The following is a 20,481-nucleotide window of genomic DNA, read 5'->3' as shown; positions in this document are numbered from 1 at the left end:
CCCAGATCGCCGGAGCCGGTCGCCGCCGGGCTATCCCAGGAACGGGTTGGTGGCGAGCTCCTGGCCCACCGTCGTCGTCGGGCCGTGCCCCGGGACCACGGCGAGCGCCGGGTCCAGGCGGGCGACGACGTCGTGCAGCGTGGCGCGCATGGTGGCGGGGTCTCCGCCGGGCAGGTCGGTGCGGCCGACGGAGCCGGCGAAGAGGACGTCGCCGGCGAGCACGACCTCGTCGGTGAGGAACAGGGTGGAGCCCTCGGTGTGGCCGGGAGCGTGCTGGACGCGCAGGCGCACGTCACCGGCCACGAGGGTGCCGGCGCCGTCGTCGCCGGCCGCGTCGAACGGGACGACGGCGGGCGCGCGGTAGTCCTCGGGGCGCAGCCCCATGCCGGCCAGGGCCTGGCGGAGCGCGCCGCCGACGCCGGGCAGGGCGGGGTCGAGGCCGAGCGTGCCGAACGGGTCGGCGACGCGGTAGGCGTCGGCGGCGTGGACCCGCAGGGGGACGTCGTAGCGCTCGCACAGCTCGGCGGCGTCCCACGTGTGGTCGACGTGGCCGTGGGTGGCGAGGACGGCGCGCACGGTCCACCCGTGCTCCTGGACCAGCAGCGCCACCTGGGCGGCGACGCCCGCACCGGCGTCGACCACCACGCAGTCGTCCCCCTCGACCACCACGCAGCAGCTCGTGGCGAAGACGGGCGCGACGACGACGTGGATCTGCACCCGGGCACGCTAGCCCAGATCTCGGGCACCGGCGGGCAGAGGGGCCAGAGGGGCCGGGGCGGTGTGACGCGCACCTCGGTGCCTACACTGTGCTCCGCACGCGTGCGCGTGCGGAGCTCGGTCGCGTCCGCGACCGACCGCGAGGCGGGAGGAGCGAGGGTGGCGCCCAGCAAGCGCGAGCGCGAGTACGCGCGCAAGCGACAGGCCAAGTGGGAGGAGCGACGGGCGAGGGCGCGAGCCAGGCGCCAGCGCACCGCGGCGATCGTGGCCGGGGCCGTCGTGGTCGCCCTCGTGGGTGCCTTCCTCGTGGTGGGCCTGGTCAACAGCGGTCAGCCGCAGGGGGCCGACGCGGCCACGGCCGCTCCCACGCCCGCGCAGACCTCCTGGCAGTGCCCGCCCGGGTCGACGTCGGACCGCACCGGCGGCGGCCTGCCGGACCCGGCCTCCGCCGAGGGCCGCACCTGGACGGCCACGCTCGACCTGTGCGCCGGCGACGACGAGGAGCAGGTCACGCTCGAGCTCGACGGGGCGGCCGCGCCGCAGGCCGTGGCCAGCTTCGTGGCCCTCGCGCAGGCCGGCTACTTCGACGGCACGGGCTGCCACCGCCTCACCACGGCCGGGATCTACGTGCTGCAGTGCGGCGACCCGACGATGACCGGGACCGGTGGGCCCGGGTACTCGTACGGCCCCATCGAGAACGCCCCCGCCGACGACGTCTACCCCGCGGGCACCCTCGCGATGGCGCGTCAGGGCGGCAACGGCGAGTCGATGGGCTCCCAGTTCTTCCTGGTGTACCAGGATTCCACCATCCCGTCCGACGCTGCGGGCGGGTACACCGTGTTCGGACGGGTCACGTCCGGCCTGGAGGTTCTCCAGGCAGTCGCTGACGCGGGCGTTGCGGACGGGGCCTCTGACGGCTCCCCCGCCATCCCCGTCACCATCGAAGGAGTTGAGACCAAGTGAGCGATCCCACCGCCGGCTCGAACGGCCCCACGGACGCCGAGGGCGTCGCCGGAGAGGTCGCGGAGGCTCAGACGGCCGAGACTCCTGCCGAGGCCACCGAGGCCACCGAGGCTGCCCCGGTCGCTGAGGGCACCGCTGAGGCAACCGAGGCCCCCGCGGGCGAGGACGCCGTCCCGACGACCGACGAGGCTGCCGCCGAGCAGACCGGCGACGAGACCGCCTCCGAGCCGGACGCGCAGGCGCCGGCCGAGACGACGCCGACCGAGGCGACCGAGACGACCGAGGCGGCCGACGAGGAGAGCCCCGCCGAGGCAACGACCGCCGGCCCCGCGGACCACGTGGCCCCCGCAGAGGCCGAGACCTCCGAGAGCGCGACCGGGGCAGGGCCGGAGGCTGGGGCCGAGACCGCCGGAGCCTCGGCGCAGCCCGCAGCCCCGCGGCCCGCCGCGCCCAAGCCGACGGCGCTGCCGCGGCCGGGCGCGCGTCCCACGCCCACCGCTCTGCGTCGCCCGGCCGGCGGCGCTCAGGCCCCGACCGCGCCGGCGGCGCCCGTCGCTCCCGTGCCGCCGGCCCTGGACGCCGCGGCCGTCGCCGCCGCGGAGGAGTTCGGGCGGGTCGACGACGAGGGCAACGTGTTCGTGCGCGAGGCAGCCGGCGAGCGCGCCGTGGGCCAGTTCCCCGGCGTCTCCCCGTCGGAGGCCATGAGCCTGTACGTGCGCCGCTACCTCGACCTGGTCGCCAAGGTGGCCCTGTTCGAGACGCGCCTGGAGAGCGCCGACCTCTCGGTCAAGGAGATCGACCAGACGCTCGCCCGCCTCCGTGAGGAGACGGCCGAGCCGGCCGCGGTCGGTGACCTCGACTCGCTGCGCTCTCGGGTCGACGCGCTCGGCACCCGGGCGGCCGAGCGCCGCGCAGCGCTCGAGGAGGCCCGTGCTGCCGCCAAGGCCGAGGCCGTCGCCGCCCGCACCGCGATCGTCGAGGCCGCGGAGAAGATCGCCGCGACCGACCCGCAGCGCATGCAGTGGCGCCCGGCCGGCGAGGAGCTGCGCCGGCTCCTCGACCGCTGGAAGGAGGCGCAGCGCTCGGGCCCGCGCATCGACCGCGCCACGGAGGAGTCCCTCTGGAAGCGGTTCAGCCACGCCCGCACGGCGTTCGACCGCGAGCGACGCCACTACTTCGCCGACCTCGAGCAGCGCAACGCTGCGGCCAAGGCTGCCAAGGAGCAGCTCGTGGCCGAGGCGGAGGCGCTGTCGACCAGCACCGACTGGGGTGCGACCGCCGGTGCCTTCCGTGACCTCATGGCGCGATGGAAGGCCGCCGGGCGTGCCGCCCGCCGGGACGACGACGCCCTGTGGGCCCGGTTCCGGGCCGCGCAGGACGCGTTCTTCGCCGCGCGCGACGAGCAGAACGCTGCCGTGGACGCCGAGTACCGGGAGAACCTCGTGGTCAAGGAGCAGCTCCTGACCGAGGCCGAGGCCCTGGTGCCGGTCAAGGACCTCGCCGCTGCGAAGGCCGCCCTGCGCAGCATCCAGGAGCGCTGGGAGGAGGCGGGCAAGGTGCCCCGCGGCGACGTCCAGCGCGTCGAGGGGCGCTTGCGCGCCGTCGAGCAGGCCGTGCGCGACGCCGAGCAGGCGCGCTGGGTGCGCACCAACCCCGAGACCCGAGCCCGTGCGGAAGGCGCTGCCGCGCAGCTCGAGGCCGCGATCGAGGGTCTCGAGGCCGAGCTCGAGCAGGCTCGTGCCGCCGGGAACACCCGCAAGGCCGAGGACCTGGAGACGGCCCTGGCCGCCCGCCGGGCCTGGCTCGAGCAGGTCGTGCGTGCGGCCGAGGAGTCGCGGGGCTGACCTGCAGCGACCACCACGCCCCGACACCGTCCACAGACGGTGCCGGGGCGTGGTCGTCCACACGTGCTGCCCGGCGGCGCGACAACAGCCGCCGAGCGCCGGTTAGCGTCCCTGCCATGCACCCCACCCCGCTCTCCGCGCTGCTGCGACCGCCCCGCACCCCTGGTCCCGAGGCGGGGTCGGCCCTCCTGCGGCCCGACGACGTCGGCGGGCCCGGCGCATGGTCGGCGCTCGTGCGCGACGGGGTGCTGCGCCGCGTGCGCGAGGACGTCGCGGTGCCGGCCGCCGTGCCGCTCACCGCGGCCCTGCGCGCGGCCTCCCTCGCCCGCGCCGTCCCGCCGCGCACCGTGGTGATCGGCCCCACGGCGGCCTGGGTCCACGTCGGTGGCGAAGCCCCGGCCCGGCTCGACCTCGGGCACCAGCCGGGCACGCACCGGCCCGAGGTGTGGGCCTGGACCGACGTCCGCTCCGAGCCCGGGCTCGTCGCCGACTCCGCCCCGGTGGGTGGCGTGCTCGTCACGACGCCGGAGCGCACCGCCGTCGACGTGGCGCTGCGCGAGCCCGAAGGCACCGCCCTCCACCTCGTGCTCGCCCTCGCCGCGGCCGGGGCCGACCTCGACCGCGCCCTGCGGGCGCTCGAGGTGCGTACCCGGCTCGTGGGCCGGCCCCGGGCACGCCGGCTCCTGGCCGAGGCACGCGGACGACTCGCAGGGGTCGCGTGACGCCCCTACGGTGAGGCCATGGCAGCGTCAGCCGCGCCCGCCGTCGAGCTCGACGTCGCGGGCCGCACCGTGCGGGTCTCCAGCCCCGACCGTGTCGTGTTCCCCGAGCGCGGCATCACCAAGCTCCAGGTCGTGGAGTACTTCGTCTCCGTGGGAGACGGGATCCTCGGCGCTCTGCTGGACCGGCCCACGACGCTCGAGCGCTGGCCCAAGGGGTTCTTCGACGGAGCGGTCATGGCCACGCGCGCCGACAGCCGCGGCGACGCCTTCTACCAGAAGCGCCTCCCCCAGGGCGCACCCGACTACGTCGAGACCGCCACGATCGCGTTCCCCAGCGGGCGCACCGCCGACGAGGTGTGCCCCACCGAGCTGGCCGTCGTGGCCTGGGCCGCGAACCTCGGCACCCTCACGTTCCACCCGTGGCCGGTGCGACGCGACGACGTCGAGGCCGTCGACCAGCTCCGCATCGACCTCGACCCACAGCCGGGCACCGACTTCGACGACGCCGTCCGTGTGGCGCCCGTGCTCCGCGAGGTCCTCGGCGAGCTCGGGCTCACGGGCTACCCCAAGACGTCTGGGGGACGCGGGCTGCACGTGTTCGTCCCCCTCGAGGCCCGCTGGTCGTTCACGCAGGCGCGCCGCGCCACGATCGCCGTCGGCCGGGAGCTCGAGCGGCGCCTGCCGGGACGCGTCACCACACGCTGGTGGAAGGAGGAACGCGGCGAGGCCATCTTCGTCGACTACAACCAGATGGCCCGCGACCGCACCATCGCGTCCGCCTACTCCGTCCGTGCCAACCGCCGCGCCACCGTCTCCGCTCCCCTCTCCTGGGACGAGCTCGGCGACGTCCACCCGGACGACTTCGACGTGACCACGATGCCCGCGCGCCTGGCCGAGGTGGGAGACCTGTTCGCTCCGCTGCGCGCCGACCGTGACCCCGCCCACGACTGCTCCCTCGACGCGGCGCTCGAGCTGGCCGCCCGCGACGAGCACGACCACGGCCTCGGGGACCTGCCCTACCCTCCCGAGTACCCCAAGATGGCCGGCGAGCCCAAGCGCGTGCAGCCCAGCCGCGACAAGGACCGCAAGACCACCTGAGGCGCGCGGCCCGCGCCCGGCGCGTCAGGACGTACCGGGGGCACCGGGCAGGAGCGTCGCCAGGTCGTACCCCACCGGCTCCTCCAGCTGTGCGTACGTGCACGACGCCGGGTCGCGGTCCGGGCGCCACCGCTTGAGCTGCGCCGTGTGCCGGAACCGGGACCCCTCCATGTGGTCGTACCCGACCTCCAGCACCCGCTCCGCACGCAGCGGGACGTACGAGAGGTCCTTGCCCGCGCTCCACCGCGACTGTGCCCCCGGGCGCCGCTCCCCCGCGCCGTCGCCCGGTCCCCGGGCGCCCCTCGCCGGGTCCTCGTGGCCGGCCCACGGGTGGGTCTCGTGCTCGGGGGTCCCTGGTTCGACCACCAACGGTGCCAGCTCCTCGTACAGAGCGGCCCGGCGGGCAGCCGTGAACGACGACGCCACCCCGACGAACCGCAGCTGCCCCGGCGCGCCCGGGACGCCGTCGTAGATACCCAGCAGCAGCGACCCCACGAGCGGCCGCACCGCCGTCGACGTCTTGTGCAACCGGTAGCCCGCGAGCACCACGTCAGCGGTCCGGGCGTGCTTGACCTTGAGCATCGCGCGCTTGTTCGGCTGGTAGGGCGCGTCGAGCGGCTTGGCGACGACGCCGTCCAGGCCGGCACCCTCGAACTCGTCGAACCAGCGGCGCGCCACGGCGGCGTCCTGCGAGCGAGGCGTGGCGAACACCTGCGGACCGTCGAGACGCAGCGCGTCGAGGACGGTCAACCGGTCCGCCAGCGGCCGCTCCATGAGGTCGTCGTCACCGAGCGCGAGGACGTCGAACACCACGAGGCTGGCCGGGGTCGCTCCCGCCAGCGTCCGCACCCGGGACTCGGCCGGGTGGATCCGCTGGGACAGCGCGTCGAAGTCGAGACGGGACGGCCCACCACCGGGTCCAGGCACCGCCACGACGATCTCCCCGTCGACGACGCAACGCTCCGGGAGCGCCGCCCGCACCGCCTCCACCACCTCGGGGAAGTACCGCTGCATGGGCCGGCCCTGCCGCGAGTCCACGCGCACCTCGTCGCCGTCCCGGTGCACGATCGCGCGGAACCCGTCCCACTTGGGCTCGTACACCCACCCCGGCCCGTCGTCGGGCTGGGCCGGCACCTCCGGCACGGCCTTGGCGAGCATCGGCAGGACCGGCGTCTGAGGCAGCGTCACGCCTCCGATGCTGCCACGGCGCCCAGGTCTCGCCATGCGGGAGCGGGGCAAGGACCGCTGGCGGAGGCCGCCGGAAGTCCGTCAGGAGGCCGTGGAGGCCCCGCCGTGGGTGGGCAGGCTCGGCTGCTCCGCCGCCTTGGCACCGGTGATGCGGTAGACGTCGAACACGCCGTCGACCTTGCGCACCGCGCTGAGCACCTGGGCCAGGTGCGCCGGCTCGGCCATCTCGAACACGTACCGGGACATCGCGATCCGGTCCGACGTCGTGGACACCGTCGCCGAGAGGATGTTCACGTGGTTGTCCGACAGGACGCGCGTGATGTCCGAGAGGAGCCGCGAGCGGTCGAGCGCCTCGACCTGGATCTGCACGAGGAACGTGGTGCTCGCACCGGTCGTCCACGCGACGTCGACCAGTCGCTCGGGCTGGGCACGGAGCCCCTCGACGTTCGCGCAGTCGGCACGGTGGACGCTCACGCCCGCGCCACGCGTCACGAACCCGATGATCTCGTCGCCCGGCACCGGCGTGCAGCACTTGGCGAGCTTGACCCAGATGTCCTCGACACCCTTGACGACGACCCCCGGGTCGCCGCTGCGCACGCGCCGCGGCGTCGTCGTCGCGCCCGGCACGGCCACCTCGGCCGTGTCCTCCTCGGTGCCGTCGGCACCGCCGAGGGACTTCACGAGCAGGTCGGTCACGTGCTGCGCCGACACGTGCCCCTCGCCCACGGCCGCGTACAGCGCGGACACGTCGGCGTAGCGCAGCTCGGTGGCCAGGCCCACGAGGGCCTCGTGCGACAAGAGACGCTGGATCGGCAGGTTCTGCTTGCGCATCGCCTTGGTGATGGCGTCCTTGCCCTGCTCGATCGCCTCCTCGCGCCGCTCCTTGGTGAACCACTGGCGGATCTTGTTGCGGGCGCGCGCCGACTTCACGAAAGCGAGCCAGTCGCGGCTCGGCCCCGCCGACTCCGCCTTGGACGTGAGGATGTCGACGACGTCGCCGTTCTGCAGCGCCGAGTCGAGCGGCACGAGACGCCCGTTGACGCGCGCGCCCATCGTGCGGTGGCCCACCTCGGTGTGCACCGAGTAGGCGAAGTCGACGGGCGTGGCGCCCGCGGGCAGGCCCAGCACCTCACCCTTGGGCGTGAAGACGTAGACCTCCGCCCCGCCGATCTCGTAGCGCAGGGAGTCGAGGAACTCGCTCGGGTCCGCCGTCTCTCGCTGCCAGTCGACGAGCTGGCGCAACCAGGCCATGTCGTTCGCACGGGGGTCGGCGCCGGGGGCCGGACGGCCGCTGCGCGCGCTCTCCTTGTACTTCCAGTGCGCGGCGACACCGTACTCGGCACGCCGGTGCATGTCGTGCGTGCGGATCTGGATCTCGACCGGCTTGCCGCCCGGGCCCACCACCGTCGTGTGCAACGACTGGTACATGTTGAACTTGGGCATCGCGATGTAGTCCTTGAACCGGCCGGGGACCGGGTTCCAGCGCGCGTGCAGGGCCCCGAGGGCCGCGTAGCAGTCGCGCACCGTGTCCACGAGGACGCGCGTGCCCACCAGGTCGTAGATCTCCGCGAAGTCGTGCCCGCGGACGATCATCTTCTGGTAGATCGAGTAGTAGTGCTTGGGCCGGCCCGTGACGGTGGCCTTGATCTTGGCGCTGCGCAGGTCCGCGGTGATCTGCTCGCGCACCACCCCCAGGTACTCCTCGCGCGCCGGGGCACGCTCGGCCACCAGGTGGACGATCTCGTCGTACACCTTCGGGTAGAGGGCCTGGAAGGAGAGGTCCTCCAGCTCCCACTTGATCGTGTTCATGCCGAGGCGGTGAGCCAGCGGGGCGTAGATCTCGAGCGTCTCGCGCGCCTTGCGCTCCGCCGAGGCGCTCGGCACGTACTTCCAGGTGCGGGCGTTGTGCAACCGGTCGGCCAGCTTGATGACCAGCACGCGGATGTCCTTGGCCATCGCCACGACCATCTTGCGCACGGTCTCGGCCTGCGCCGCGTCGCCGTACTTGACCTTGTCGAGCTTGGTGACGCCGTCGACCAGGAGCGCGACGTCGTCACCGAAGTCGGCCCGCAGCTGCTCCAGCGAGTAGTCGGTGTCCTCGACGGTGTCGTGGAGCAGCGCAGCGGCGATCGTGGTGCCCTCGAAGCCCAGCTCCGCCAGGATCGTCGAGACGGCGACCGGGTGCGTGATGTACGGGTCGCCGCTCTTGCGCAGCTGGCCACGGTGGGCGCGCTCGGCGACGGCGTACGCCCGCTCGATCACCGACAGGTCCGACTTCGGGTGCGCGGCGCGCACCGCCTGCAGCAGCGGCTCGAGGGCCGGGCTGACGCCGCTGCCCCCACCCCGTACGCCCAGGCGCACGAGCCGGTTGCGCACGCGCACGCCCGTCCCTGGCCCGGATCCCCCGGCGCCCGGGCCGGAAGCGCGCGCGACCTTGGTCTCCTCGCTCATGCGCGCCTCCTTCCGCCAGCTGCCGGCCCCCTGACCGGCAGGTCTCGCGACCGCCGGCGACCGACACGATGCGCCGTGGTCCGCCAGTCTACGACTCGCCAGCCCCGTCCACGCGCAACAGCGTCTCCACGGTGCGGCCCGCGAGCCGCTCACGGCCCCCGAGGCCGCCGAGCTCCATGAGGAACGCGAGCGAGACGACCTCGCCCCCGCACCGCTCGACGAGCTCTGCCGCCGCCACGGCGGTGCCGCCGGTCGCCAGCACGTCGTCCACCAGGAGGACGCGCGCGCCGGGTCGCAGAGTCCCGGTGCGCAGCTCGATCGCCGCGGTGCCGTACTCGAGCTCGTAGTCCACCCGCTCGACGGGCGGCGGGAGCTTGCCGGCCTTGCGCAGCGGCAGGAACCCGACCCCGAGACGCGTGGCCAGCGGAGCCCCGAGCAGGAAGCCGCGAGCCTCCATCCCGGCCACCACGTCGACCTGGTGCCCGCCATCACCCTCGCACAGGCGGGCGAACGCCTCGACGACGTCGGCCAGCGCCGCACCGTCGGCCAGCAGCGGCGTGATGTCCCGGAAGACGATCGGCTCGTGCGGGTAGCCCGGGACGTCGCGGATGAGCGAACGGATCTCGGTCGCTCTCTCCGGTCCGAGACCGGAGAGAGCGACCAGCGAGATGTCGTCGGTCATCGGCGACGGCGGCGGGGCTGCGCCGCGTGACCCAGGTGCTGACCGGGCGTGAGCTGCACCGAACCGGCACCGGCCGCAGCCAGCACCTCCGGGTCCTCCTCGGCGCCGGCGCGGGCGGCGAGCACGCGCGCCGTGTGCTCGGCGATCTTGGGCTCGCGCTCGCGCAGGGCGACGTCCAGCGGGGTGGCGAGGAACAGGGACGACGCCGCACCGACCGCGATGCCCACGAAGAGCGACAGCGACAGGTCGCGGAGCGTGCCCGCACCCAGCAGCAGCGCACCCACGAACAGGATGCCGGCCACCGGCAGCAGCGCCACCACGGAGGTGTTGATCGACCGCACCAGCGTCTGGTTGACGGCCAGGTTCGCACGCTCGGCGTACGTGTTGCGCGTCTGCGAGAGCACGCCCTCGGCATTCTCGCGGACCTTGTCGAACACGACCATCTTGTCGTAGAGCGAGAAGCCCAGGATCGTCAGGAAGCCGATGATCGTGGACGGCGTGACCTCCCAGCCCACCAGCGCGTAGACACCGGCGGAGATGAGCAGGTCAGAGAGCATCGAGACGATGCCCGCGACCGACATCCGCCACGCACGGAAGTAGATCGCCATGAACGCGGCCGCCGCGATGACGAACACGATCACGCCCCACAGCGCGCGCATCGAGACACCGGACCCCCACGTCGGGCCGACCGTGGAGACGGTGATGTCCTCGTCGGGGTCGATCCCGTAGGCGCCGGCCAAGGACCGGCCCACCTCGGAGACCTGCTCGGGGGTCAGCGTGGTGGTCTGGATCCGCAGGGCGCTGGAGCCCAGCGTGGCCACGCGCGGCTCCTCGCCCGGAACGGCGTCCTGCACCGCCTGGACCGCCGGGCCCTGCTCGGTGCTGGACACGTTCTCCACGGCGATCTCGGTGCCACCACGGAAGTCGATGCCCAGCTCGAGGCCCTTGAACCCGAGGATGGCGATGGACGCGATCCCCAGCACGCCGACGATGGCGAACCACCGCTTGCGCTGGGCGACGATCGGGTAGGAGCGACGACCCGTGTACAGGTCGTTGCCCCACGCGGCGAAGCTGAACCTGGCCATCAGCGGCCCTCCTCGTTCTCGCCGTCGGTGGACGGCACGTCGGCGCCTGCGGACTGGGCAGCGGCCCTGCGCTCGGCGGCGCGACGTTCGGCGATGGTCAGGCGGCGCCCGCTGGCGTCGGTGACCGGCACTGCCGGGGTCGACGGCGGCGCACCCACCAGGACGGAACGGTCGACCGGCTCGCCTGCCGGCACCTCGCCCTCCGCCTCCGCGTTGACGTCGGCAGCGGTGGCGGCCGGCTCCGGCATCGCCACCCGGCCCGCACCCACGTAGCGCGGCTTGAACGCCGACATCGTGAGGCGCTCGCGCGACAGACCCGAGGCCACGTGGCCGTCCCGGAAGAACCGCATCTTGGCGATGAGCTCCATGACGGGGTGCGTGAACCAGACGACGACCGCGACGTCGATCACCGTGGTGAGACCGAGGGTGAAGGCGAAGCCCTGCACGCCGCCCACGGCGAGGTAGTACAGGATGATCGCGGAGATCAGGTTGACGGCCTTGGCCGCGTAGATCGTGCGGCGGGCACGCTGCCACCCGCGCTGGACCGCGAACTGCAGGGTGCGGCCGTTGCGCAGCTCGTCACGGATGCGCTCGAAGTACACGATGAACGAGTCGGCGGTGAAACCGATGGCCACGATCAGGCCGGCGACGCCGGGCAGCGAGAGCCGGTAGCCCATCCCCCAGCTCAGCAGGCTGATCGCGACGTACGTGATGATCCCCGCGACCACGAGCGACGCGACCGTCAGCAGGCCGAGCGCGCGGTACTGGAACAGGGAGTACACGACCACCAGCACCAGGCCGATGAGACCGGCGAGCATGCCGTTGCGCAGCTGCTCGGACCCGAGGGTCGCCGAGATCTCCTGCTGGCTCTGCACGTCGAACTGCAGCGGCAGGGCGCCGAAGCTGAGCTGGTTGGCGAGCGTGGCAGCCGAGTCGCGGTTGAACGAACCCGTGATCTGCGCGCGGCCGTCGTTGATCGGCGTGTTGATGCCCGGGGCGGAGACGACCAGGCCGTCCAGGACGATCGCGAACTGGTTGCGGGGGTCGCCCTGCCCGTAGCTGTACAGACGCTGCGAGGTCTGGGCGAACTGGCGCGCACCGGTCGAGTCGAGCTCGAGAGAGACGCCCCACTCGTTCGTGGTGACACCGTTCGGGCCCGGCATGAGGCCGGACGTCGCGTTGCGGATGTGGGTGCCCTCGACCTCGACCGGGCCGAGCACGAACTTGGTGGTGCCGTCCTGCGAGCAGGTCACCAGCACGCTGTTCGGGTCGTCACCGCCACCACCGACCAGGTTCTCCTGGTCGGTGCAGTCGAGCGCCTCGAACTGCGCCTGGACCTCGGGGGTGATCTGCGCCATGTCGCTCGGGTCCGCGGGGGGCGCGGCGTCCTCCGCCGGAGCGGTCGGGCTGGGCGTCGCGGTGTCGGCCGGGAGCCCGGCGGCGACGGCCGGAGCGGGGACGGGGCCGGCGGCCGACCGGCCGCCCGGGCTCGTGCCCTCCGGGACGTCCTGGGTGGCGCCGTCTGCCGGGGCCTCCTCCGCGGGGGCCTCCTCGGCCGGGGCCTCCTCCGCGGGGCCGGCCTCCTCCTCAGGAGCGGTACCACCCTCAGGGGCGGTCCCGTCCTCGGGCGCCGTGCCGTCCTCGGCGGAGGGCTCGGGCATCGGGATGCCCTGGGCGTACGTCAGCACGGGACGGAAGCGCATCTGCGCCGCCGTGCTCACCAGGTCGATCGTCGCCTGGCTGGGCCGGCCGGGGATCCCGACGACGATGTTCCCGCCACCCTGGCTGGCGATCTCCGCCTCGGAGACGCCCGAGGAGTCGATGCGCTGCCGGATGACGTTGATCGCCTCGTTGAGGTTCTCGCTCGTGACCTGGGAGCCGTCCGTCGTGGTCGGCGTCAGGATGATCTGGGTTCCACCCTGGAGGTCGAGAGCGAGGCCGGGGGCGTAGCTCGCGCCGTCAGGGTTGTCGTCGCTGCGACCGTCGAGGTACGTGCCGGCGGCGAGGCCGGCGAACGGCAGGAGCATCGTCAGGACCGCGAAGATGACGAGCGTGCGAACCGGCCGCGAGCGTCGCGTGCTGGAGTTGGCCAACTTCTGTCTTCTCTCGTGTGCGCGCCGCCGGGGTGGTCGACGCGGGAGGCGCCAGCCGGGAGGGTTCCCGGCCGGCGCATGATCACTTGCCGCTGTCGCCTTCGGCCTTGCGCTGCTGCTCGCGGTACTCGCGCTGGGCGGAGTCGAGACCCGAGAGGTCGTCCGGCACGTCGACGGCAGGGGCAGAGCCTGCGGGCGAGATCGTACCGGTCGAACCCGACTGCTCTGTGACGTCGGCCTCAGCCGGCTCGTCGGCAGGGGTGTCCACGCGCTTGGCGATCGCCGCGCGCAGCCAGCGGGTGCGCGAGCCGGCGGACTCGATCGTCACGACGTCCGACTCCTCGTCGACCTCGACGACGGTGCCGAACATGCCCGAGCCCGTCATGACCTCCTGGCCGGGCGCGAGCTCGGCGCGGAACTGCTGCGCCTCGCGCTGCTGCTTGCGCGTGCGCGACGACATGAAGAACATCAGGCCGAGCAGCACGACGATGAGGATGATCATTTCCACGGTGACTACGTCCTTGCGGTAGGGAGCCTCGATCAGGGCCGGCGAGGCCGGTCCAGTCTATTCGGTGGCCCAACGGGTCACAGGCCCTGGAGGTTCCCGCTCCCGCCCTCCGGGTCGGTCCCGGCGTCGTCGAACAGGGTGCCTGCGAGCGACCCCGGGGCTCCGGCCGGCGGCGTCAGGCCCAGGTGGGACCACGCCTGGGCGGTGGCCACCCGCCCGCGCGGCGTCCGGGCGACGAATCCCTCGCGCACCAGGAACGGCTCGGCGACGGTCTCGACGGTGTCCGGCTCCTCCCCCACGGTCATCGCCAGGGTGGACAGCCCCACGGGTCCGCCCGCGAAGCGCCGGCACAGCGCGTCCAGCACCGACCGGTCGAGCCGGTCGAGGCCCACCGGGTCCACCTCGTACACCTCGAGGGCCGCGCGAGCGGCGGTGAGGTCGAGCCGGCCGTCGCCGCGCACCTGCGCCCAGTCGCGGACCCGGCGCAGCAGCCGGTTGGCGATGCGGGGCGTGCCGCGCGAGCGCCCGGCGATCTCGTGCGCCGCCGCGTGGTGGATCTCCACGCCGAGCAGCCCCGCCGACCGCAGGATCACGCGCTCGAGCTCGGGCGCGTCGTAGAAGTCGAGGTGGCCGGTGAAGCCGAACCGGTCGCGCAGCGGCGCGGGCAGCAGGCCGGCCCGCGTCGTCGCGCCCACGACGGTGAACGGCGGCAGGGCGAGCGGGATGGCGCTCGCCCCCGCCCCCTTGCCCACCACGACGTCGACGCGGAAGTCCTCCATCGCGACGTACAGGAGCTCTTCGGCCGGGCGGGCCAGCCGGTGGATCTCGTCGATGAAGAGCACCTCGCCCTCCTCCAGGGAGGACAGGACGGCGGCCAGGTCGCCCGCGTGCTGGATGGCAGGACCGCTCGTGACCCGGAGCGACGTGCCGAGCTCCGACGCGATGATCATCGCCAGCGTCGTCTTGCCCAGCCCTGGTGGGCCGGAGAGCAGCACGTGGTCGGGCGCGGCGCCCCGGGCCAGCGCGGCCTGCAGCACCAGGGAGAGCTGGTCACGCACCACGGACTGGCCGACGAACTCCTCGAGCCGCTTGGGCCGCAGCGCCGCCTCGGCGGCCCGCTCCACGTCGTCGGCCGACGACGTCACCAGCCGCTCGCTGGTGAACTCGGGCTCCTCGTAGCGCCCGTCAGCCACGGCGCCCGCCCAGGGAGCGGAGCGCAGCGCGCAGGGTCGAGGCGACGTCGGCCTCGGCGACCGTCTCTGCGCCCGCGTCGGAGAGCACCGCGGCCACGGCCTCCTCGGCCACCTTGGCCGGGTAGCCGAGGCCCACGAGCGCCTCGACCACCTGGTCGCGCCGGTCCCCGGCGCGGACCGGGGCCGCCGCGCCGCCCGCAGCAGCGCCGTCGTCGGGAGCCGCGAGCTTCCCGGACAGCTCGAGCACGATCCGCTGGGCGCCCTTGGCGCCGATGCCCGGCACGCGCGTCAGCGCCTTGACGTCCTGGGTGTGCACCGCGCGCCGCAGCGCGTCGGGCGTGTGCACCGCCAGCAGGGCCAGCGCGATGCGGGGCCCGATGCCGGAGACCGACTGCACCGTCTCGAACACCTCGCGTTCCTCGGCGTCGGCGAACCCGTAGACCGTCATCGAGTCCTCCCGGACCACGAGCGTGGTGGCCAGGTGCGCCCGCTCCCCCACGCGCAGGCCGGCGAGCGTCGCGGGCGTGGCGTGCACGAGGTAGCCGACGCCGCCGACGTCGATCACGGCCCGGTCGAGCGAGACGTGCTCCACGACACCGGCGAGCGAGGCGATCACGCGGGGTTCCTCTTCCTTGGCAGTTCGGGCGGCAGTTCAGGCGGCGGCTCACGCAGCGGGCGTCGAACACCCGTACGAGCAGCGCCCAGCCTACCCAGGCCCGCCGACGGCGGCAGTCACCGACGCGCGCGAGGCGCCCGGCGGGCGGCGTGCTCGGCCGCCGCCCAGGCCCGCTGGGCCGGGGTCAGCTCGTGCCTGTCACCGCCCTGCAGGGCGCCCGCCGGCCGCCACAGGTGAGTGATGGCCAGTGCCAGCGCGTCGGCGGCGTCGGGCGGCTTCGGCGGCTCGTCGAGGTTCAGCAGCTGCTGCACCATCTTCTGCACCTGCTCCTTGCCCGCGCGGCCCGAGCCGGTGACGGCGGCCTTGACCTCGCTGGGCGTGTGCAGCGCCACGGGGACGCCCCGCCTGGCCGCTGCCACCATCGCCAGGCCCGCCACCTGGGCGGTGCCCATCACGGTGCCCACGTTGTGCTGCGCGAAGACCCGCTCGACCGCGACGACGTCGGGCACGTGCTCGTCGAACCACGCGTCGAGCCGCTCGGCCACGTGCAGCAGCCGCAGGTCCGGGCTCGTCGCAGGGTCCGTGCGGATCACCCCGACGGCGACGAGCGCAGCACGGCGACCGCGCAGCGAGTCGACCACGCCGACGCCGCAACGGGTCAGCCCCGGATCGACCCCCAGCACGCGCACGGCGGAAGCCTCTCACGCGCGCGCCGGCCGACCGGGCAGGCGCGCAGGCGGTGCTCGCGGGCCGAGCGCAAGGATCGGTCACGGAACGCACCGTGCTCCGTGCCGGGTCCCTGCGCTCGCCGGGCTGGTGCTCACCGGCGCCGACCCGCCGGTACGGCGACGGCCGGCCCGGGCACGTCGCCCTGGCCGGCCGTCGCCGTACCGCCGCCCGCGCGGGGCGCGGCCGCTCACTCCTCGTCGAGAGCCGCCATGACCTCGTCGGAGGCGTCGAAGTTCGCGTAGACGTTCTGCACGTCGTCGCTGTCCTCGAGGGCGTCGATGAGACGCATGATCTTGCGGGCACCCTCGACGTCCACCTCGACCTGCATGGACGGGTGGAAGATCGCGTCGGCCGAGTCGTACTCGATGCCGGCGTCCTGGATCGCCGTGCGGACCTTGACCAGGTCGGTCGCCTCGCACAGCACCTCGATGGTGTCGCCCTCGTCCGTGACCTCCTCGGCCCCGGCGTCGAGCGCGGCCAGCATCACGTCGTCCTCGGTGACGCCGTCGGCCTTGGGCACCACGACGAGGCCCTTGCGCGAGAACAGGTAGGACACGGAGCCCGGGTCGGCCAGGGTGCCGCCGTTGCGCGAGAACGCCAGGCGCACCTCGGAGGCGGCACGGTTCTTGTTGTCGGTGAGGCACTCCACCAGCACGGCGATGCCGTTGTTGCCGTAGCCCTCGTACATGATCGTCTGGTAGTCGACGGCGTCGGCGCCCTCGCCGGAGCCGCGCTTGACCGCGCGGTCGATGTTGTCGTTCGGGACCGACGACTTCTTCGCCTTCTGGATCGCGTCGAACAGCGTCGGGTTGCCGGCGGGGTCCCCGCCGCCCACCCGCGCCGCGACCTCGATGTTCTTGATGAGCTTCGCGAAGAGCTTGCCGCGCTTGGCGTCGATCGCGGCCTTCTTGTGCTTGGTCGTGGCCCACTTGGAGTGACCGGACATGGACTGGTTGTCTCCTTCGCGAATCTCTAGCCTGCGGCGACCATCCGCACGAACAGCGCGTGCACACGCGGGTCCCCGGTGATCTCCGGGTGGAACGCGGTCGCGAGCAGCCGCCCTTGACGTGCCGCGACGATCTTACCGGCGCCCGTGCCGACCGGGCTCCCGTCGACCGCCCGCAGAGGGATCCGGGCCAGCACCTCGACCCGGGGACCTGCCTCCTCGACCCAGGGCGCACGGATGAACACCGTGCGCACGGGGGCACCGCCGTCCTGGTCGCTGACGCCGGCGACCTCGAGGTCGGCCTCGAAGGAGTCCACCTGCCGCCCGAACGCGTTGCGGCGCACCGTCATGTCCATGCCTCCCACGGTGCGCTGCCCGTCGGCCGCGCCCTCGACGCGGTCGGCGAGCAGGATCATGCCGGCGCACGACCCGTACACGGGCAGTCCGGCGGCCACCGCCTCGCGCAGGGGATCCTCCAGGCCGAAGACGCCCAGCAGCTTGCCGATCGTGGTCGACTCGCCGCCGGGCAGCACCAGCCCGTCCACGGCGGCCAGCTCCGCAGGGCGCCGCACGGGCACCGCGCGGGCACCGGCTGCCTCGAGAGCGGCAGCGTGCTCGCGCACGTCGCCCTGGAGAGCGAGGACACCGACGGTAGGGCTGGTCACGGCTGCCGAGTCTAGGTCCCGGCGGCTCGCCCCCCGGGTCAGGCCGGGGTCAGGACCCGCTGCTGCGAGCGGCGGCGGTGCCACAGGTAGGCGCCGAGCGCGGCCACCGGTACCGCCGCGGCACCGGCCCACACCCAGGGCGAGACTCCGCCGTCCTGCTGGAGACGCTGCCACGCCGACGAGCAGCCGAGGGCGTCACCGCCCGCCGGCCCGTAGACGCATACGGTCGAGGAGAACTGCTCCGCCGACCCCGCGGGCGCGTCCGGCTGCTCCACGTGCACCAGCCGCCCGCTGTCCACGGCCTCCGCGGTGCCCGCACGGACGGTGTGGTGGATCGTCACCGTCTCGTCGGCCTGCAGGGGCACCTCCCAGGTGGTCTGGGTCGGACCAGCCGTGCCCTCCGGGTCGGCGGAGACGTGCTCGAACCCCGCCGGGAGGAGCTGCACCACCCGTGACGCGTCCAGCGCCTCGCCGTGGTTGGTCACCTCGATCGTGTAGACCACCTCGTCGCCGGGCGAGAGCGCCTGGTCCCGGTCGGGCGTCACCGCCACCGTCACGTCGCCGTCCGGCGCCGAGGCCCCGGCGGCGACCGCCGCCGCCGGGGTGGCAGCCACGAGAGCCGCGAGGACGAGGGTGCCACCTGCCGCCAGGGCGCGGCGGACGTGTCGGGTCACGGTCATGCGGAGTCCTTCCTACGTGCTCCGGCACGTCGCACCGCGACACCGGAGAGGGTCAGGGCCAAGGCTGCCAGCAGGATCCACCCGACGGCCGCACCTGTCACCGGCAAGCCGGGCCACGGCCAGCCGGGCCACCCGGACCCCGCCGGCGGAGCGCCGGCGCCGGGCGGCACCGGACCCGCGCCCGGGGGCACAGGGCCTCCCTCGCCCGGAGGCTCGGGTGTCTCGGCCGGAGGCGTCTCGCCGGGCGGTTGCGTGCCGGGCTCGGCCACCGTGCCGACGGCGGAGCCGGTGTTGTCGCCCGGCTCCGGGTCGGCCGTGGCCGCTGCGACGAGAGCCACGTTCTCGATCTGCTCCCCCGGAGCGGCGTCCGGCGAGACGAGCGCCGTGAGGGTCAGCTCGACGCTCTGCCCCGGGGCCACGGCGCCGACGTCGCAGGTCACCGTCTGCCCCTCGGCTCCGCAGCCCGGGCCGGCGGTCACGTACGAGAGCAGCGGCGGCAGCTCGTCGGTGACCACCACGCGCGCGGCCACGGACGGGCCCGCGTTGGTGACCGTGAGCGTGTACGCCGTCTCGGCCCCCGCCTCGAGGGTGTCGCTGCCGGTCTTGACGATCGCGAGGTCGGCCACCGGCTCGCCCACCGCGCCGGTGAGCGTGGCGGTCGCCTCGTTGTTGCCGGGCACCGGGTCGGGCGTGGCGGCCGCGGCGGTCGCCACGTTCACCACGTCCTCGCCCGTCCCGGTGTAGCCCGGGTCGAGCAGCACGGTGACCGAGAGCGTGACGCTCGCCGCCGCGCCGACGGTGCCCACCGTGCAGGTGAGCGTCGCGCCGTACTGGCCGGCAGGGGCCTCGCAGTCCTCGGAGGCGAGGAACGCGAGCTGTGCCGGCAGCGGGTCCGTCACGGTGACGCCCTGGGCGTCGGACGGGCCCGCGTTCGAGACCGTCAGGACCATCGGCACCTCCTGCCCGGGGGCCACCGGCCCGTCGAGCGGGAACTCCTTGGTGAGGGAGACGTCGGCGCTGGCGGCGGCCACCGTGCCGCCGGGCAGCCCGGCGGTCGCGGTGTTGTCCGAGCGGTCCAGGTCCTCGGTGTCGGCGTCGACGGTCGCGGTGTTCACCACGTCAGAGCCGTCGCCCAGGTAGCCCGGGTCGAGGCGGACCGTCAGGGTGTACGTCACCCCGGCGCCGACCGCCAGGCCGGCGAGCGGCCCGCACGTCACGGTGCCTCCACCCTCGCCCGCGGTCCCCGTGCACTGCTCGGAGGAGACGAACGCCAGCTCGGCGGGCAGCGTGTCGGTCACCACGACGCCTGCTGCTGCCGCGGGTCCCGCGTTGGTGACCGTCAGCAGGTAGTCGAACGTCTCGCCCGGGACGACGGGCTCCTCGCTCGCCGGAGCCTTGGTGATCGCCAGGTCGGCGAGCGGCTGCCCGGCCGGCACGGTGGCCTCGTCGGTGTTGTTCCCCAGGTCGGGGTCGGTCACCGGCGACGTCACCGTGGCGGTGTTGACCACGTCGGAGCCGTCCCCGACGTAGTCGGCCGCGAGCCGGACCGTCAGCGCGACGATCGAGAGGCGGCCCGGGTCGATGGAGCCGAGGTCGCAGGTGAGGGCCGGTTCCTCGAACACGCACCGGCGGTCGTTCGTCACGTACTCCAGCTCCGCGGGCAGCGTGTCGACGAGCTGCACATCCGTGGCGGTGGAGGGACCGGCGTTGCGCACGGTCAGGATGTACTCGAACGTGTCGCCCGGGCTGACGAGCTGCGCCTCGGTGGACTTCACCAGGGACAGGTCGGCGACCGGAGCGCCGACCTGGCCGCCCAGGTCGGCCGTGGCCATGTTGTTGATCGGGTTCGGGTCGACGGAGCCCGGCTCGGCCTGCGCCTGGTTGACGATGTCCGAGCCGTCGCCCGTGTACGCCGGGTGCACCCGCACGACGACGGTCAGGACGGCCGTGGCCCCGATCTCGAGGCTCGGCACCGGGGCGCAGCTCAGCGCACTGCCGTACAGCCCGGTGGTGCCGGTGCACTGCGCCGAGCCGACGAACGCGAGCTGGGCGGGAAGCGTGTCGACCACCCGGATGTCGTAGGCGGTGGACGGCCCGGTGTTGCTCAGCGTGAACCGCATCTCGACCGTCTCGCCCGGCGTCACCGTCTCTCCGTCGGGGACGACGAACTCCTTCTCGAGCGCGACGTCGGCGACCGGCGAGTCGAGCCGGTCGACGGGCAGCGCCGCGGTGGTCTGGTTGTTGGCGGGGTCGGGGTCGGCCGTCTCGGCCGTGACCGAGGCCGTGTTCACGATGTCGGCA

At 73.9% G+C, this 20,481-nt stretch carries 18 protein-coding genes; 4 read left to right on the top strand and 14 right to left on the bottom strand.

All coding sequences use genetic code 11. The features are described 5' to 3' along the window. Window positions 1-30: 30 nt before the first annotated feature. Complete coding sequence (locus DNL40_RS10190) at window positions 31-717, bottom strand: MBL fold metallo-hydrolase (RefSeq protein WP_111251156.1); 687 nt, start codon at window positions 715-717, stop codon at window positions 31-33. 159 nt (window positions 718-876) lie between these two features. Between DNL40_RS10190 and DNL40_RS10185 the strand changes: the two genes are divergently transcribed. From DNL40_RS10185 to ligD, 4 genes are all read left to right on the top strand, one after another. Next, window positions 877-1,680 carry a peptidylprolyl isomerase gene (locus DNL40_RS10185; protein WP_111251155.1) on the top strand — a complete coding sequence of 268 codons (804 nt, stop codon included), beginning with the start codon at window positions 877-879 and terminating at the stop codon, window positions 1,678-1,680. Next, window positions 1,677-3,524 (top strand): DUF349 domain-containing protein, encoded by a 1,848-nt coding sequence (locus DNL40_RS10180; RefSeq protein ID WP_111251154.1) that lies wholly within the window; start codon window positions 1,677-1,679, stop codon window positions 3,522-3,524. The genes DNL40_RS10185 and DNL40_RS10180 overlap by 4 nt, the downstream gene beginning before the upstream one ends. Window positions 3,525-3,640: 116 nt before the next feature. Beyond that, window positions 3,641-4,246 carry a hypothetical protein gene (locus tag DNL40_RS10175; protein ID WP_111251153.1) on the top strand — a complete coding sequence of 202 codons (606 nt, stop codon included), beginning with the start codon at window positions 3,641-3,643 and terminating at the stop codon, window positions 4,244-4,246. Window positions 4,247-4,264: 18 nt separating this feature from the next. Beyond that, complete coding sequence (ligD, locus tag DNL40_RS10170; protein WP_111251152.1) at window positions 4,265-5,344, top strand: non-homologous end-joining DNA ligase; 1,080 nt, start codon at window positions 4,265-4,267, stop codon at window positions 5,342-5,344. 24 nt (window positions 5,345-5,368) lie between these two features. Here ligD and DNL40_RS10165 read toward each other — a convergent pair whose 3' ends face one another. The 13 genes from DNL40_RS10165 to DNL40_RS10105 form a co-directional block, all read right to left on the bottom strand. Continuing rightward, window positions 5,369-6,532 carry an ATP-dependent DNA ligase gene (locus DNL40_RS10165; RefSeq protein ID WP_245885832.1) on the bottom strand — a complete coding sequence of 388 codons (1,164 nt, stop codon included), beginning with the start codon at window positions 6,530-6,532 and terminating at the stop codon, window positions 5,369-5,371. Window positions 6,533-6,613: 81 nt separating this feature from the next. After that, window positions 6,614-8,983: a RelA/SpoT family protein gene (locus DNL40_RS10160; protein ID WP_111251150.1), complete on the bottom strand. Its 2,370-nt coding sequence runs from the start codon at window positions 8,981-8,983 to the stop codon at window positions 6,614-6,616. A gap of 88 nt (window positions 8,984-9,071) precedes the next feature. Beyond that, window positions 9,072-9,665, bottom strand: coding sequence for an adenine phosphoribosyltransferase (locus DNL40_RS10155; protein WP_111251149.1), 594 nt, complete (start codon window positions 9,663-9,665; stop codon window positions 9,072-9,074). Beyond that, the gene (secF, locus tag DNL40_RS10150) at window positions 9,662-10,750 is read right to left on the bottom strand and encodes a protein translocase subunit SecF (protein WP_111251148.1); all 1,089 of its coding nucleotides are present in this window, start codon (window positions 10,748-10,750) and stop codon (window positions 9,662-9,664) included. The genes DNL40_RS10155 and secF overlap by 4 nt, the downstream gene beginning before the upstream one ends. Beyond that, window positions 10,750-12,843 (bottom strand): protein translocase subunit SecD, encoded by a 2,094-nt coding sequence (gene secD, locus DNL40_RS10145; RefSeq protein WP_342766645.1) that lies wholly within the window; start codon window positions 12,841-12,843, stop codon window positions 10,750-10,752. Before secD ends, secF begins: the two co-directional genes overlap by 1 nt. 82 nt (window positions 12,844-12,925) lie before the next feature. Next, a complete protein-coding gene (yajC, locus tag DNL40_RS10140) occupies window positions 12,926-13,345 on the bottom strand; it encodes a preprotein translocase subunit YajC (RefSeq protein ID WP_245885846.1) in 420 nt (139 codons plus the stop codon). An 83-nt stretch (window positions 13,346-13,428) separates the two neighbouring features. Continuing rightward, window positions 13,429-14,544: a Holliday junction branch migration DNA helicase RuvB gene (gene ruvB, locus DNL40_RS10135; RefSeq protein ID WP_111251146.1), complete on the bottom strand. Its 1,116-nt coding sequence runs from the start codon at window positions 14,542-14,544 to the stop codon at window positions 13,429-13,431. Continuing rightward, complete coding sequence (gene ruvA / locus DNL40_RS10130) at window positions 14,537-15,160, bottom strand: Holliday junction branch migration protein RuvA (RefSeq protein WP_111251145.1); 624 nt, start codon at window positions 15,158-15,160, stop codon at window positions 14,537-14,539. The genes ruvB and ruvA overlap by 8 nt, the downstream gene beginning before the upstream one ends. A 116-nt stretch (window positions 15,161-15,276) precedes the next feature. After that, entirely contained in the window at window positions 15,277-15,849 is a 573-nt protein-coding gene (gene ruvC / locus DNL40_RS10125; protein WP_111251144.1) for a crossover junction endodeoxyribonuclease RuvC, read from the bottom strand. Window positions 15,850-16,076: 227 nt separating this feature from the next. Beyond that, the gene (locus tag DNL40_RS10120) at window positions 16,077-16,835 is read right to left on the bottom strand and encodes a YebC/PmpR family DNA-binding transcriptional regulator (protein WP_111251143.1); all 759 of its coding nucleotides are present in this window, start codon (window positions 16,833-16,835) and stop codon (window positions 16,077-16,079) included. Between the two features lie 26 nt (window positions 16,836-16,861). After that, the gene (gene pdxT / locus DNL40_RS10115) at window positions 16,862-17,500 is read right to left on the bottom strand and encodes a pyridoxal 5'-phosphate synthase glutaminase subunit PdxT (protein ID WP_111251142.1); all 639 of its coding nucleotides are present in this window, start codon (window positions 17,498-17,500) and stop codon (window positions 16,862-16,864) included. 38 nt (window positions 17,501-17,538) lie between these two features. Further along, window positions 17,539-18,180 carry a DUF11 domain-containing protein gene (locus DNL40_RS10110; protein WP_111251141.1) on the bottom strand — a complete coding sequence of 214 codons (642 nt, stop codon included), beginning with the start codon at window positions 18,178-18,180 and terminating at the stop codon, window positions 17,539-17,541. Then, a partial coding sequence (locus DNL40_RS10105; protein WP_111251140.1) for a DUF11 domain-containing protein occupies window positions 18,177-20,481 on the bottom strand: 2,305 nt, incomplete at its 5' end. The genes DNL40_RS10105 and DNL40_RS10110, both read right to left, overlap by 4 nt.

This window comes from Xylanimonas oleitrophica (assembly GCF_003244315.1).
GTDB lineage: Bacteria > Actinomycetota > Actinomycetes > Actinomycetales > Cellulomonadaceae > Xylanimonas_A > Xylanimonas_A oleitrophica.
The sequence above is the reverse complement of the archived record's forward strand: the minus strand, read 5'-3'. Positions and strand labels throughout refer to the sequence as shown.

Excerpts from the sequence above, each read along its gene's own strand:
- DNL40_RS10160 (WP_111251150.1), bottom strand. The coding sequence starts at position 8,983 with ATGAGCGAGGAGACCAAGGTCGCGCGCGCTTCCGGCCCGGGCGCCGGG.
- secF (WP_111251148.1), bottom strand. The coding sequence starts at position 10,750 with ATGGCCAGGTTCAGCTTCGCCGCGTGGGGCAACGACCTGTACACGGGT.
- ligD (WP_111251152.1), top strand. The coding sequence starts at position 4,265 with ATGGCAGCGTCAGCCGCGCCCGCCGTCGAGCTCGACGTCGCGGGCCGC.
- DNL40_RS10155 (WP_111251149.1), bottom strand. The coding sequence starts at position 9,665 with ATGACCGACGACATCTCGCTGGTCGCTCTCTCCGGTCTCGGACCGGAG.
- DNL40_RS10110 (WP_111251141.1), bottom strand. The coding sequence starts at position 18,180 with ATGACCGTGACCCGACACGTCCGCCGCGCCCTGGCGGCAGGTGGCACC.
- DNL40_RS10120 (WP_111251143.1), bottom strand. The coding sequence starts at position 16,835 with ATGTCCGGTCACTCCAAGTGGGCCACGACCAAGCACAAGAAGGCCGCG.
- DNL40_RS10175 (WP_111251153.1), top strand. The coding sequence starts at position 3,641 with ATGCACCCCACCCCGCTCTCCGCGCTGCTGCGACCGCCCCGCACCCCT.
- yajC (WP_245885846.1), bottom strand. The coding sequence starts at position 13,345 with ATGATCATCCTCATCGTCGTGCTGCTCGGCCTGATGTTCTTCATGTCG.